Source organism: Mesorhizobium sp. Pch-S (assembly GCF_004136315.1).
In the GTDB taxonomy this organism is placed as follows: domain Bacteria; phylum Pseudomonadota; class Alphaproteobacteria; order Rhizobiales; family Rhizobiaceae; genus Mesorhizobium.
On the sequence record NZ_CP029562.1, the window covers coordinates 2621646 to 2634705 of the forward strand.

General features: G+C 62.5%; 14 protein-coding genes. 9 read left to right on the top strand and 5 right to left on the bottom strand.

Translation table 11 applies throughout. The annotated features are described in order from the left end of the window. Positions 1–219 precede the first annotated feature (219 nt). Positions 220–2796, bottom strand: coding sequence for an ABC transporter permease (locus tag C1M53_RS12065; RefSeq protein WP_129412461.1), 2577 nt, complete (start codon positions 2794–2796; stop codon positions 220–222). Positions 2797–2806: 10 nt separating this feature from the next. Further along, positions 2807–3505, bottom strand: coding sequence for an ABC transporter ATP-binding protein (locus C1M53_RS12070; RefSeq protein WP_129412462.1), 699 nt, complete (start codon positions 3503–3505; stop codon positions 2807–2809). 64 nt (positions 3506–3569) lie between these two features. Between C1M53_RS12070 and C1M53_RS12075 the strand changes: the two genes are divergently transcribed. After that, entirely contained in the window at positions 3570–4208 is a 639-nt protein-coding gene (locus C1M53_RS12075; RefSeq protein WP_129412463.1) for an arylesterase, read from the top strand. 117 nt (positions 4209–4325) lie between these two features. Then, entirely contained in the window at positions 4326–4922 is a 597-nt protein-coding gene (gene thpR, locus C1M53_RS12080; protein ID WP_129412464.1) for an RNA 2',3'-cyclic phosphodiesterase, read from the top strand. Here thpR and C1M53_RS12085 read toward each other — a convergent pair. Further along, positions 4826–5344 carry a low molecular weight protein-tyrosine-phosphatase gene (locus C1M53_RS12085; RefSeq protein ID WP_129412465.1) on the bottom strand — a complete coding sequence of 173 codons (519 nt, stop codon included), beginning with the start codon at positions 5342–5344 and terminating at the stop codon, positions 4826–4828. The genes thpR and C1M53_RS12085 overlap by 97 nt on opposite strands. Positions 5345–5398: 54 nt before the next feature. Here C1M53_RS12085 and C1M53_RS12090 point away from each other — a divergent pair, with 54 nt between their 5' ends. From C1M53_RS12090 to C1M53_RS12120, 7 genes are all read left to right on the top strand, one after another. Next, a complete protein-coding gene (locus C1M53_RS12090; RefSeq protein ID WP_129412466.1) occupies positions 5399–5695 on the top strand; it encodes a 4a-hydroxytetrahydrobiopterin dehydratase in 297 nt (98 codons plus the stop codon). Between the two features lie 133 nt (positions 5696–5828). After that, a complete protein-coding gene (locus tag C1M53_RS12095) occupies positions 5829–6191 on the top strand; it encodes a YkvA family protein (protein WP_129412467.1) in 363 nt (120 codons plus the stop codon). A 270-nt stretch (positions 6192–6461) separates the two neighbouring features. Next, the gene (locus C1M53_RS12100; protein ID WP_129412468.1) at positions 6462–6965 is read left to right on the top strand and encodes an invasion associated locus B family protein; all 504 of its coding nucleotides are present in this window, start codon (positions 6462–6464) and stop codon (positions 6963–6965) included. Between the two features lie 79 nt (positions 6966–7044). After that, positions 7045–7548: a GNAT family N-acetyltransferase gene (locus tag C1M53_RS12105; protein WP_165358126.1), complete on the top strand. Its 504-nt coding sequence runs from the start codon at positions 7045–7047 to the stop codon at positions 7546–7548. Between the two features lie 90 nt (positions 7549–7638). Continuing rightward, a complete protein-coding gene (rlmN, locus tag C1M53_RS12110) occupies positions 7639–8874 on the top strand; it encodes a 23S rRNA (adenine(2503)-C(2))-methyltransferase RlmN (protein WP_129412470.1) in 1236 nt (411 codons plus the stop codon). After that, a complete protein-coding gene (locus C1M53_RS12115; protein ID WP_129412471.1) occupies positions 8871–9344 on the top strand; it encodes a hypothetical protein in 474 nt (157 codons plus the stop codon). The genes rlmN and C1M53_RS12115 overlap by 4 nt, the downstream gene beginning before the upstream one ends. Further along, the gene (locus C1M53_RS12120; protein WP_129412472.1) at positions 9341–9808 is read left to right on the top strand and encodes a hypothetical protein; all 468 of its coding nucleotides are present in this window, start codon (positions 9341–9343) and stop codon (positions 9806–9808) included. Before C1M53_RS12115 ends, C1M53_RS12120 begins: the two co-directional genes overlap by 4 nt. A 117-nt stretch (positions 9809–9925) precedes the next feature. Here the strand turns inward: C1M53_RS12120 and C1M53_RS12125 are convergent, their stop codons facing one another. Then, positions 9926–10567, bottom strand: a complete 642-nt coding sequence (locus C1M53_RS12125; RefSeq protein ID WP_129412473.1) for a LysE family translocator — start codon at positions 10565–10567, stop codon at positions 9926–9928. 76 nt (positions 10568–10643) lie between these two features. Next, entirely contained in the window at positions 10644–12728 is a 2085-nt protein-coding gene (locus C1M53_RS12130; protein WP_129412474.1) for a bifunctional diguanylate cyclase/phosphodiesterase, read from the bottom strand. Positions 12729–13060 lie beyond the last annotated feature (332 nt).

A 13060-nucleotide genomic window follows, 5' to 3' on the forward strand; every position in this document is an offset into this window, starting at 1 on the left:
TTGCTCTGCCCCGTCGGGTGTCGGGTTCCTCGAACGAAACCCAGGCGCCGCTGGCGGGGCTCCAGCATGCCTGCCAGAAATATGAGGGTTATTGCCGGTAAGAACAAGACCGTAACGGCCTGCAACGCTTCGTGACCGGCCGGGACGCGGCCGTTTTTGACCAAAACAGGCCATTTCTTACCGAAAATTAATCAAAACCGCCTGGCTGGCAGCCCAACCTTAAAGGCTGCGCAACACCGGAGCGGCCTTCTGTCCGAGGATTCGCCAGGTACCGACGAGGCCGATGCCGACGGTCACGACCAGCGAGAGCACGATCGTGCCGACTGCCACTTCGGGCAGGAAAGTCCAGGGCAGCGTCATGACATTCGAGATCACGAACCAGGCGGCGATGCCGCCGGCAAAAAGCGCGAAAATGGCGGTGGCGAGCCCGATCAGCATGTACTCGAGCGAAAAGGCGGCGATCAGCGTGCGTCGTGTGGCACCCAATGTCTTCAACACCACTGCATCATGCACGCGAGCCCGGTTGCCGGCAGCCAGCGCTCCGGCCAGCACCAGCACGGAGGCGATGAGCGCCACGCCGGCCGCGGCGCGGATCGCGGTACCGATCTGGCCGACCAGCTGGTTGACGACGTCGAGCGCGTCCTTGACCCGGACGGTGGTCACCGTCGGATAGGCGCGGGTAATGGCGTTGAGCAGACGGGCGTCGTCGGCAACGGTCGCCGATTTGTCCGACAGCGTGGCCAGCCAGGAATGCGGTGCGCCGGCGAAGGTGTTGGGCGAGAACACCATGACAAAATTGATGCCCATGCTTTCCCATTGCACACGGCGGAAACTGGCGATCCTGGCCGTGATGTTGCGGCCGAGCACATTGACCGTCACCGTATCGCCGAGCTTCAGCCCGAGTGCTTTTGCTTCGTCGGCTGAAAAGGAAACCAGCGGCTCGCCCTGATAATCGGCCGGCCACCAGCTGCCCTCGATCAGCGTGGCGTTTTCGGGCTTGGCGGGAGCATAGGTGACGCCGCGATCGCCCCTCAGAACCCAGGCCGCTTCAGGCGGCACCTTGACCTTGTCGACGGGGACCCCATTCAAGGCCATGAGCCGCCCTCGCAACATCGGCACCTTGGCCAGCGTACCGGAAGGAGCCTCCTTGCCGACCAGGGAGGCGAAAGCATCGACATCGGCTGCCTGGATATCGACGAAGAAGAAATTGGGCGCGCGTTCGGGCAGGCTGCCGCCGATCTGGCGCCGCAGGTTGCCGTCGATCAGCGCCAGCGTCACCAGGAGGGTCAGTCCCAGTCCCAGTGACAGAACGACCGACGGCGTCAACGCACCCGGCCGATGGATGTTGCCGACGGCGAGCCGCAGTGCCGTCGAGCGCACGCGCGGGCTCTTCCTGGCGATGAATTGGACGAGCGCGCTCACGACCCGCAGCACGAGGAACGAAAATACCGTTGCGCCGACGAAGATCGAGGCGATACGGCGATCATTGGCCATGAAGATCGCCAGCGCTGCCAAAGCGACCGCAATGGCGAGCGCTATCACGAGATAGGGCAGCCTGGGCAGGCCGCGGCTTTCGAAACCCATTTCGCGAAACAGGGCAGTGGCAGGCACGTCACGGGCACGACCGAGCGGCAGCAGTGCGAAAACAAGCGTCACCATCAGACCGAACAGCGCCGCAAGCGCGAGCGAACCGGGGTAAAAGCCGCCTTCCGCAGGCACTGGGATGACGGACTGCAGCGCCGCGCTCGCGGCAAAGGGCATCGCTGCACCGAGCAGCAGTCCCACTACAATGCCAAGCCCCGAAATCATCAGGATCTGAACCAGGTAGACGAAGAAGACGAAGCCGCCGGACGCGCCGAGGCTCTTGAAGGTGGCGATCACGGCGCGCTTGCCGTCCAGATAGGCGCGCACGGCGTTGGCGACGCCAACCCCGCCGACCACAAGCGCCGTCAGGCCAACCAGGGTCAGGAACTGCGAGAAGCGCTCGATGTTGGATGACAGGGCAGGTGCCGCATTGGTACGGCTGCGGATGGACCAGCCCGCTTCCGGGAACCTCTCGGTCGCCTGGCGGCGAACGGTTTCGATGTCGGCTTCGCTGGCATTCCCGGACAGGCGCACCTTGTAGGCGGTTTCAACCAGGCTGCCCGGCTGAACCAGACCTGAGGCCTGGAGACCCTCACGGGAGATCAGCAGGCGCGGCGCAAAACCGAAGCCATCGGAGACGGCGTCCGGTTCGCCGATCAGCCTGGCGCGCAATTCGAACGTGGCGTTGCCAAGTCTGACGTGGTCGCCGGGCTTCAGACGAAGCCGTTCGAACAACAGCTCAGGTGCCGCCGCGCCGAAAACGCCGCCGGCCTCCGCAAGCAGCGCGTCACGCGCAAGGGGCGGTTCGGTCTGCAGTGCACCATAGAGCGGATAGGCGTCATCAACCGCCTTTGCCTCGACCAGCGCCTGATCGGAGCCATCCGGCAGGCGCGCCATCGAGCGCATGCTGGAGCTTTCCGAGACGGTGCCCAGTCCATCGAGAAAAGCCCGTTCCGCAGGGCTTGCCTCGCGCTGGTTCAATTGAAAACGGATGTCACCCCCGAGCAACGTCTGGCCCTGGGTGGCGACGCCATCCGAAATGGAACGCGCCACCGAATTGACACCGCCGATAGCCGCCACACCGAGTGCGATGCAGGCGAGGAAAATGAGAAAGCCGGACAGGCCGCCACGCATCTCGCGCAGCGAAAACCGGATGGCCAAGGCCAGTGTCCTGGCTGGTGAAACTGTGCTGGTCGCTGCGTTGCCGGGCATCCGTCAGCTCTCAGGCCACGATCTTGGCTGGAACGGCATCGATCTCGATGCGCCCGGAACGCATTGCTACCTGCCGGGAGCAACGCGCTGCCAGGGACGGGTCATGAGTTACCAGGACAAGTGTCATGGCGCGCTCGGCCGCCTTGGCGAAGAGCAGGTCGGCCACCTGCTTGCCGGTTGCCTGGTCGAGATTGCCGGTGGGTTCATCGCAGATCAGGATGCGGGGCGAGGGAGCGAGCGCCCGCGCGATCGCGACGCGTTGCTGTTCGCCCCCCGAAAGCTCGCCCGGGTAATGGGTGACACGGTCGGCGAGGCCGACAGCCGCCAGTTCCCGCGCAGCAACACCGAATGGATCAGCCGCACCCGCGAGTTCGAGTGGGACGGCAACATTTTCAAGCGCGGTCATGTTGGGGATGAGATGGAAGGACTGGAAGACGATCCCGACATTGCGGCCTCGAAATGCCGCGATCTGGTCTTCACTCTTTCCATTCAGCACTTCGCCGGCAATGCGCACGACGCCTGCGTCAACACGTTCCAGCCCGGCCAGAACCATCAGCAGCGTGGATTTGCCGGAGCCGGATGGCCCGACGATGCCGGTGGTTTCGCCCGCCGCGACATCGAGGCTGATGCCCTTGAGCACGTTCACCGAGGAAGCACCCTCGCCCAGGGTCAACGAAACGTCCTTCAGCTGAATAGCGGCTTCAGTCAAAGCAAAACTGTCCTATATGGAGGAAACGTGGGCGGGATTGCCCCGGTGATATGGGTTCTGCCGCATGGCTTTCAAACATCTGGCTGCTTTTGTCGCGCTTTTCCTTGCGTTCGGGCTGACTTCACCCGTTCGCGCCGAACAAGTCCAGATCGTCGGGTTTGGCGACAGCCTCACCGCGGGCTTTGGCCTGGCTCCCGGCGAGGGCTTCACCGATCGGCTGCAGGTGGCCCTGCGCGCCAAGGGATATGACGTTGCCGTCGCCAACGCCGGCGTGTCGGGCGATACCTCGAGCGGGGGACTGGCCCGGCTCGACTGGTCGGTTCCTGATGGCACGAGCCTTGTCATCCTCGAACTCGGCGCCAACGACATGCTGCGCGGCATCGATCCGCAGATGGTCGAGGACAATCTGGACAAAATGCTGGCACGGCTGAAGGAGCGCAAAATTCCCGTTCTGCTCGCCGGCATGGTGGCCGCTCCCAATCTCGGCCACGCCTATGGCGAGGCGTTCGGCACGCTCTATCCACGGCTGGCCAAAAAATACGAGGTGCCGTTCTATCCGTTCTTCCTGGACGGGGTTGCCGGCAACCCTGCCTTGCAGCTGGAGGACAAGATGCATCCCAATGCAAAGGGCATCGACGTGATCGTCGAGCGGATTCTTCCGGATGTCGAAAAAGTGATCAAGGCGCTTCCGGTCAAGTCATGAGCCGGCTGCGCGACTGCCGGCCTGCGTCAGGGTGTCCGGAAAATAACCCCTTGCTCCCGCCGCTTTTCAGTGATTCGCTGTCATTCGAGAGTTCGATTCGAGGACAGGAGGCTTACGATGCCACGTCTTTTCACGGCCCTCGAAATTCCGCGTGATGCGGCGCTTTCGCTCTCCCTGCTCAGGGGCGGCCTGCCCGGCGCCCGATGGATCGATGTCGAAAACTACCATCTGACGTTGCGCTTCATCGGCGATGTCGAAGGTCATGTCGCCGATGAAGTCGCCAATGCGCTGGACCGCATCGACCGCCCGTCGTTCTCGCTGACCCTCTGTGGTGTCGGCGCCTTCGGCCAGAAAAAGCCGCATGCGGTGTGGGCCGGCGTCATTCCATCACCCGACCTCAACATGCTGCAGGCCGACATCGACCGTGTCTGCAAGCGCCTTGGCGTTCCGACCGATCCACGCAAGTTCACGCCACATGTGACACTGGCGAGGCTGCGCAATTCCAGCCCGCTGGAGGTCGCCGGATATCTCTCTGCACGCGGCAATTTCGCGGCCATGCCGTTCAGGGTCGGTCGCTTCGTGCTGATGTCGTCGCGCGATTCCGTCGGCGGCGGGCCCTACGTCGTCGAGGAAGCGTGGCCGCTTTCGGACGCCGCCACGCGCCCGTCCAACCGGGTGGCGATGGCCTCGGACGCGTCGCGGATCATGCGATAGACCGAGGCAAAGCCTTCCGCTCCGCCATAATAGGGGTCGGGCACTTCGCGGCCACGATCTCCGGCGAATTCAAGGAACAGATGGATGCGTTCGCGTGCCTCGTGCGGCGCGGCCGCCTTGAGATCGGCGACGTTTGACCGGTCCATGCCGAGGATCAGATCGAAGCGCGAGAAATCGTCGAGAGCGACCTTGCGTGCCTGCTGGCTGGAAATATCGATGCCATGACGTGCCGCGATTTCGACCGAACGCGGGTCGGGCGCCGAGCCGGCGTGCCAACCGCCCGTACCTGCCGAATCCAGCACAAAGCGATGCTCCAATCCGCGTGAGGCCAGGACATCCCTGAAGACGCCTTCGGCGAGCGGTGAGCGGCAAATGTTACCGAGGCAGACGAAAAGGATCGATTTTTGGGGTTCCACGCGCATCCGACGCTACGTTATCCTCTTCCAGTCCCAACCGCGATAGCACGGAAGCAAGCCATGGCGAGAGAAAAATTGGACAGACAGGCCGTTGCGGCGCTTCTGGCCGGGCTCGAGAACTGGACCCTTGCCGACGACGGGAAGTCGATCCGTCGCAGGTTCGAGTTCAGGAATTTTTCGGAAGCCTTCGCTTTCATGACCCGCTCGGCGCTGGCAGCAGAAAAACTGGATCACCATCCAGACTGGTCGAATGTCTACAAGACCGTGGATGTCACGTTGAACACCCACGATGTCGGCGGGCTGACGGCGCTCGATTTCGAACTGGCCAAGAAGATGGACCGCTTCGCGAGCAACTGAGCCGATTGGGTGGCGGAGCCAACCGGGTCAGTCGCGCCGGCTGAGCCGATTGCATCTTGCGATGGATGACGGCGGTCACCACATTTCGTGGCGGAGCCAGGCAGCGTCTGCCGCTTCACGAGGGAAACCACCAATGGTGCAAGGCAGTAACTACGAGTTCTTCGGGCCCGACGGCAAGGTCATCGGCGAGGACAACGTGCGCGCGAAGTTCTGGCGCACCGCCAAGAAAGCGGCACGACAGGTTCCATTCATGGAAGACGTCGTTGCGGCTTACTATTGCGCCCTGGACAAGGAAACGCCACTCAAGGTCAAGGCAATCCTGCTCGGCGCGCTGGCCTATTTCGTGCTGCCGGTTGACGCCGTTCCCGATATCGTCGCGGGCATCGGCTTCACTGACGACGTTGCCGTCCTGACCGCGGTGATTACCGCCGTACGCGCCCATATTACGCCCGCTCACAAACTCGCGGCGCAAAAGGCGATTGCCGAACGGGACTGACGCGGCGTCACCGCATTGCGTGGCCGACGCGGTCCCTGTCGGGCTAATCCAGTCAAATTCTTGCCGTTTTCCTGCTCTCCAAGTCGGCGCCGGGACACCGTGTAGTCGCCCGAAGGGTTGGCTGCGGCGCGGAATTGGCGGCGGTTCCCGAAGGTCATGCTCTTTTCGATGGAAAGTTCACCCTTTGGTAACCCAGATTAAATCAAACTGAAGCGAACCGGCGGGCGGGGGTCCGCCTGGCGCCGCACCGTATGGAATACAGGGAATAAGATGCGCGGATTGATCCTCACAGCCACCAGTCTGGTCTTGCTGGCCGTTGCCTCGCCGGCGCTGGCGCAGCAGGCGACCAAGATTGGCCAGCACAACGCCTGGGGCACCTACAGCTACAAGGCGCAGACCGGCAAGGTGTGCTACGTGTTGACCGTCCCGACCGACAAGCAACCGCCGACGCTGGACCATGGCGACATGTTCTTTTTCGTCAGCCAGCGCCCGGGCCAGCAGGTTTCATACGAGCCGCAGTTCATTGCGGGTTACAATTTCCAGCAGAATTCGAAAGCCACCGTCACCATCGACAACAAGTCGTTTTCGATGTTCACCCGGGGCAAGTCGGCCTGGGTCGAAAATGCCGCCGAAGAGCCGGTGCTGATCGCCGCCATGAAGACCGGCAAGGATATGAAGGTCACCGCCAAGTCCGGGCGCGGCAATCCGACTTCCTACGTTTTCTCCTTGAAGGGAATTTCGGCGGCGCTGCAGTCGATCGCCAGTTGCAAATAGGGCTTGAGATCCCAACATCTCGATGCAGGGCCGGGTAATCCCCGGCCCTTCTTGTTTCAGGAACGGGAGGGTCTTGCCAATGATGCGCGTCGTTGTCGATGAATCTGGCGAACATCTCGATGCGGCGGCGCAGATATGGGCCGAGGCGACCAGTTGGCGCGACAATGACAAGGATGTGGCGCCGCTCGAACTGTCGCGGCCCATCATCGAGCGCGTGCTCGAAATCTCGCCGCGTTCTTTCCTGCTGATGGTTTTCGAGGATGAGGATGATGGGCGACCGATCGCGTTCACAGCGGTCGCGCCCGTTCCTGGAGATGAAGATATGGCTGAATTGCACTATCTCGGCGTCGAGCCGCCGTCCTGGGGCAGGGCCTATGGCGCGGTGGCACTGGTGACTACGCAGGACGCCATGCTCGAGCGCGGTTTCTCGGCAGCGAAGCTCTCGGTCTACGTCGACAACGAGCGCGCGGTGCAATTCTATGAACGCTGGGGCTGGCGACCGCATGGCGAGGCGGTGCCGCATCCGCGCACCGGCAAGCTGGAGCAGGAATACCGGTTTGCTCTCGCCCAATCCACGCATTAAGCCGGCCATCGTGACGTCACGCCACAGCTGTGATATGTGCCGGCTGAACCCTATCTAGCCAGGATTGTCTCTGTTCAAGCCAGATCTGCCATGACCTTTTCGCTCGACATCACCGACAGCAACACCCGCGCCGCGCTTGCGTCACGCGCAGCCGCGCCGCAAAAGGCCTCGCTTGTCGGTCTCAGCCGCGCCGAGATGGCCGAGGCGCTCGTTGCTGCCGGCATCGTACCGGAAAGGCAGGCCAGGATGCGCGTGCAGCAGCTCTGGCACTGGCTCTATGTGCGCGGCGTTTCCGAATTCTCGCAGATGTTCAACATCTCGAAGGACCTGCGCACCGCACTCCACCAGCATTTTGCGATTGCCCGTCCCGAAATCGTCGAGGAACAGATCTCCGCGGACGGGACACGCAAATGGCTGTTCCGTTTCCCCGCACGTGGAGCCGGCAGGCCGGTGGAGATCGAGACGGTCTATATCCCGGAGGAGGGGCGCGGCACGCTGTGCATTTCCTCCCAGGTCGGCTGCACGCTGACCTGTTCGTTCTGCCACACCGGCACGCAGAAGCTGGTGCGGAACCTGACGGCGGAAGAAATCCTGGCGCAGTTGCTGACCGCGCGTGATCGGCTGGGCGATTTCCCCGACCGCGACACGCCAGCTGGCGCGATCGTGCCGGCCGACGGCCGCAAGGTCTCCAACATCGTCATGATGGGCATGGGTGAGCCGCTCTACAATTTCGAGGCGGTCAAGCAGGCGCTGCTGATCGCTTCCGATGGCGACGGGCTGGCCTTGTCCAAGCGTCGCATCACGCTTTCCACCTCGGGGGTCGTGCCTGAAATCTTCCGGACCGGCGAGGAGATCGGCGTGATGCTGGCGATCTCGCTGCATGCGTCGAATGACGACCTGCGTGATCTTCTGGTGCCCATCAACAAGAAGTATCCGCTGAAGGATCTGATCGACGCCTGCCGCAAATATCCCGGTCTTTCCAACGCACGCCGCATCACCTTTGAATATGTGATGCTGAAGGATGTGAACGACAGCCTGGAAGATGCCAAGGCGCTGGTGCAGTTGCTGAAAGGCATCCCGGCCAAGATCAACCTGATCCCGTTCAATCCCTGGCCAGGCACCAACTACCAGTGCTCGGACTGGGAGACGATCGAGAAGTTCGCCGACTTCATCAACAATGCCGGCTACGCCTCGCCGATCCGCACGCCGCGCGGCCGTGATATTCTCGCGGCCTGTGGCCAGCTGAAGTCGGAATCGGAGCGGTTGAAGAAATCCGAGCGCCTGGCGCTCGAAGCGATGATGATCGCGGGACACGGCGAGGCGTGAGCGGCCAGAGTTCCGCTCTGGTCCTCTGGCTCGGTCGCTTCGGCCTCGCCTTTCTCGGCTACCTGGCCGCAGTCATCGGTGCGACGGCCGTCACGGTGGCCGCGCTCTTCGTAGCCGGTTTCGCCGCGGAAGGCGCCGATATGTCCAGCCTGCTGAAGAACCTGCGCCAGCTTCCGGACACCTTGCTGATCGGCATGATCATAACCGTGCAGTCGGCATTGCCCGGCTTCCTGATTGCCCTGTCCGTCGCGGCAATCCTTCGGTGGGTCAAGCCGTTGAGCTACACGCTGGCAGGGGGGCTGAACGGCGCCTTCTCCATCCTTGTGCTCAATTTCTTCACCGGGACCCGGCTGCTCATCATGCCACCGGGCCTGTTGATCCCTTGCGTCATCGGCGGCCTCGCCGGCGGTTTCGTTTTCCATTTTGTTTGCATCCGCCGGATTGGCAATTGGGGCAGGACGACGGCATGAACCGTTTCGCGGCCTATTTCATCCGCTGCCTTGTCATCCTGTTCGGTTATGCGGTCGCCGTATTGGCGGCAAGCGCCTTCATCAATGTGCTGTTCCTGGGTGCGATCGGCTTCAGCGCCGAGGAAACCCGCTGGCTGGCGAACGGGCCACTCGTCGTTACTGTCCCGCTTCTCGCTGTCTTCGTCGGCTACTTCGCATTTGCGCCCTCGGCGCTGTTGATCCTGGCGACGGAGCTGCTGGCCCGGCGCGACTGGCTGTTCTACGCGCTGGGCGGCGGCGTGGTCGCCGGCATAGTGCTCGGTGTTGCCTGGCAGTCCGGCGATCCGGACTTCGCGGCTACCGACACGCGGATCATCCTCGGCATCGTCGGCGCTGGAATGGTCGGCGGCATCTTCTACTGGCTCAGCGCCGGCCGCTGGGCCGGAAGCTGGTGGCAGGACAGCATCGATGACGGGCAACGCTGAAATCGACATCGCGCAAACACGCCACGCGCAGGCTCTATGAAAGCCCTGGCTATTCCTACTGCGAGCCGTTCGAATCCTATTCGCCCGATCCGCTTTGTGTCTTCATGACGAAACGGATCATTTCGCCTGGGCGGTCAGGATCTTGAGCGCGAAGGCCGAGAACACGCCGGCGAACAGATAATCCACCGCTCGCGTCACGCGTGGGCTCGCCTTCATTGCCGCCGAGAATTTTTCCGCGGCGAACACCATTGGCGCGGTGACCGGAATGGACAGCACCACGAACATCGCGCCGAGGAAGAACAGCTTGCCCGGCGCATGAGGGTCGTGCGCAGAGACGAACTGCGGCAGGAAGGTCATGAAGAACAGGATGATCTTGGGATTGAGCAGGTTGACGCCCAGACCGGCCGCCCAGGCGCGGGTGAGCGAGACTTTAGGCCCGGTCTTCTTCTCGGGGGAGAAAGCCGAACCCTTGGCGATGGCCTGCCAGGCGAGAAAGACGAGATAGCCGGCGCCGAAGATCTTCAGGACGAAGAACGCCATCGGCGAGGCAACGATCAGCGCGGAAATGCCGACCACCACCAGCGACGTGTGGATCAGTGTACCGCACAGCGCCCCCGCCATCGAAGCGAAGCCGGCGCCGCGGCCCTGGCTCAGGGTACGGCTGACGAAGAGCGTCATGTCGGGCCCAGGCGTGATCGCCAGGATGAAGGTGGCGATGGCGAACTGGATCAGCGTGGTGGTGTCTGGAATAAACGACATTTTGCAGGGTCCCCGCAGCAGGCAGGCCGAGCCATAGCCGATAAGCCGACCCTGCTCCAGGGGCAGTTGAATGTCTCTATCGACCCAGGCGTCTCAGCGCCGGAGGTGTCGAGACGGTGATTTCAGCAGTCTCTTCGGGGATGTACGGACCGAATTTGGCTTCGATGATCCTGCCCAGTGGTTGCGGCCTGCCAAGCAGGTACCCCTGCGCTTCGTTGCAGCCTTCCTTCTGCAGGATGGAGAGCTGGATTTTTGTCTCGACGCCTTCGGCAAGCACCGGGATCTCAAGGCTGCGCCCCAAAGCCAGCACGGCGCGCACGATGGCCTTGGCCTGCGGGCTCTGTTCGATATCACCCATGAAGGAACGGTCGAGCTTGATCTTGTCGAAGGGGAACGAACGCAGCGTGTCGAGCGAGGAATACCCGGTGCCGAAGTCGTCGATCGCGATGGTGACCCCCAATGCCCTGATCTGACGCAGCGCGTGCAGGGTTCGTGCCTTGTCGGCAATGATCGCCGACTCGGTCAGCTCCAGCTCAAGCCGGCGCGCCGGCAGGCCGGTCTCCAGCAGGATCTCGTGGATCAGCTTCGGCAGGTTGTTGTGCGACAGCTGTTTCGGCGACAGGTTGACGGCAACCTTGTGCTCATTGTGCCAACCCGCCGCATGCCGGCATGCGGTGCGCAGAACCCACTCGCCAATCGCCTGGATCGAACCGTTTTCCTCCGCGATCGGGATGAATTCAGATGGCGGGATCATGCCACGTTCGGGGTGAAGCCAGCGCAGGAGCGCCTCATAACCGGTCACTTCGCCAGTCAGCACGGAGGCTTGCAACTGGTAGTGCAGGGCCAGTTCGCCACGCTCGATCGCGTGGCGCAGATCGTTCGCAAGCGCGCGCCGGTCGCGGGCCGCCTCATCCATGGCCGATTCGTAGAAACACACCACCTGCTGCACATCCGCCTTGGCACGGTACATGGCAAGGTCGGCATTGCTCACCAGGCGCTCGCAGTCCTCGCCGTCGAGCGGATAGACGGCAACGCCGATGCTGGCCCCGGTGACGATCTCGAAATCGTCGAAACGCAGCGGCTGAAACAGCGCCTTTTCCAGTCTTGCAACAAAATCGAGCAGGTCGCCCTGTTCCGAAAACCGTTTGATCGCTGCAAACTCGTCGCCGCCCAGACGAGCCGCGAACTCGCCATCCTTCAACAGGCGCGTCATGCGACGAGACACGGTTTTCAGCGCCTGGTCGCCGGCGGCATGCCCGCGCATGTCGTTGATCTCCTTGAAGCGATCGAGATCGATGCCGATCACGGCGACTCTCGTGCCCTCGTTCTCGCGCGCCCGCTCGATCTCGTGAGCCAGGCAGTCATTGAAGCTCGTCCGGTTCGGCAAGCCGGTCAGCGCGTCGTTGAGGGCGAGATGCTGGAGGCGCTCGTAGTTCTCGAAACGCGTCCGCTCGTCGATAAGATGGCTGACGGCACCGGTGCCGGCGATCAACAGTCCGACAATCGCCACCGAGACGGCCATGGCTTCGAGAACGCTCGGGTTGGTACCGCCTGTGACGAAGGACATCGGCGTCACCGAGACCGCGGCCATCCCGGTGAAATGCAGTCCGACGATGGCCAGCACCAGGATGGCGGTGCCGATGAGAAATGCCTTCGGGCTCTGCCCATCGACCCACTGCCTCAGCGCCAGGGACCCTGCGACAACTGCGATGAGGACGGATGCGGCGACATAGACGCCATCCCATTCAACAATGCCGGCTACGTGATAGGCCGCCATGCCAGCATAGTGCATGGCCGAAATGGAAAGGCCGACAACAGCGCCGCCGGTCACCGCCGCGAAGCGGCGGCTGCCTGTAGCCCAGGCAAAACCGAGACCTGTGCCGATGATGGCAATGACCAGCGATGCCATGGTCAGGAGAGGCTCGAAGAAAATGGGCGCGCCTGGGTCATAGGCCAGCATGGCGACGAAATGCGTGCACCAGATCGATGAGCCGGCGGCGACGGCGGTCAGAACCAGCCAGCCCTTTGCCTGCACCCCCTCGGTTTTCCTGACGCGTTGGAAAAGACCGGAGGTGACCCAGCAGCCTGTAACGCAAACGAATGCCGCGAGCAGGACGAGCCACAGATTGTGTTCCATGGCGATGCAGGAGATGACGCGCATCGGATTCAGCCGACCTTTGAAGCGAGACGATCGAGAAAGCTGAGACCGACTAGCGGTTGAATCGTGAAAGCAGGTTTAACCCAGCGGTGTTCGAGGCGAGTTCCCTGCCTGGTCGAAGAGTAGGGTCAAGGAAGTGTTTCCATCAGGAATGCCAAATGTCCTGCCGGATGCCTGGTCCAGCATCGTCGTTGCCGGACAATTTGGCGCAGTTGGCCGCTTCCCCCGGGATTGGAACTGCATTAGAGCGTTTCCGTTTTTCACGGAAACGCGGAAACGCTCTAATCTTTTGTTCTTACGCAATTCCGGACGGAAAACCGCTACACACTTTTCCC

Coding starts and splice junctions, on each gene's coding strand:
- C1M53_RS12095 (WP_129412467.1), top strand. CDS start 5,829: ATGGTGCAAGGCAGTAACTACGAGTTCTTCGGGCCCGACGGCAAGGTC.
- C1M53_RS12120 (WP_129412472.1), top strand. CDS start 9,341: ATGAACCGTTTCGCGGCCTATTTCATCCGCTGCCTTGTCATCCTGTTC.
- rlmN (WP_129412470.1), top strand. CDS start 7,639: ATGACCTTTTCGCTCGACATCACCGACAGCAACACCCGCGCCGCGCTT.
- thpR (WP_129412464.1), top strand. CDS start 4,326: ATGCCACGTCTTTTCACGGCCCTCGAAATTCCGCGTGATGCGGCGCTT.
- C1M53_RS12130 (WP_129412474.1), bottom strand. CDS start 12,728: ATGCGCGTCATCTCCTGCATCGCCATGGAACACAATCTGTGGCTCGTC.
- C1M53_RS12085 (WP_129412465.1), bottom strand. CDS start 5,344: ATGCGCGTGGAACCCCAAAAATCGATCCTTTTCGTCTGCCTCGGTAAC.
- C1M53_RS12065 (WP_129412461.1), bottom strand. CDS start 2,796: ATGCCCGGCAACGCAGCGACCAGCACAGTTTCACCAGCCAGGACACTG.
- C1M53_RS12125 (WP_129412473.1), bottom strand. CDS start 10,567: ATGTCGTTTATTCCAGACACCACCACGCTGATCCAGTTCGCCATCGCC.
- C1M53_RS12090 (WP_129412466.1), top strand. CDS start 5,399: ATGGCGAGAGAAAAATTGGACAGACAGGCCGTTGCGGCGCTTCTGGCC.
- C1M53_RS12075 (WP_129412463.1), top strand. CDS start 3,570: ATGGCTTTCAAACATCTGGCTGCTTTTGTCGCGCTTTTCCTTGCGTTC.
- C1M53_RS12100 (WP_129412468.1), top strand. CDS start 6,462: ATGCGCGGATTGATCCTCACAGCCACCAGTCTGGTCTTGCTGGCCGTT.
- C1M53_RS12105 (WP_165358126.1), top strand. CDS start 7,045: ATGATGCGCGTCGTTGTCGATGAATCTGGCGAACATCTCGATGCGGCG.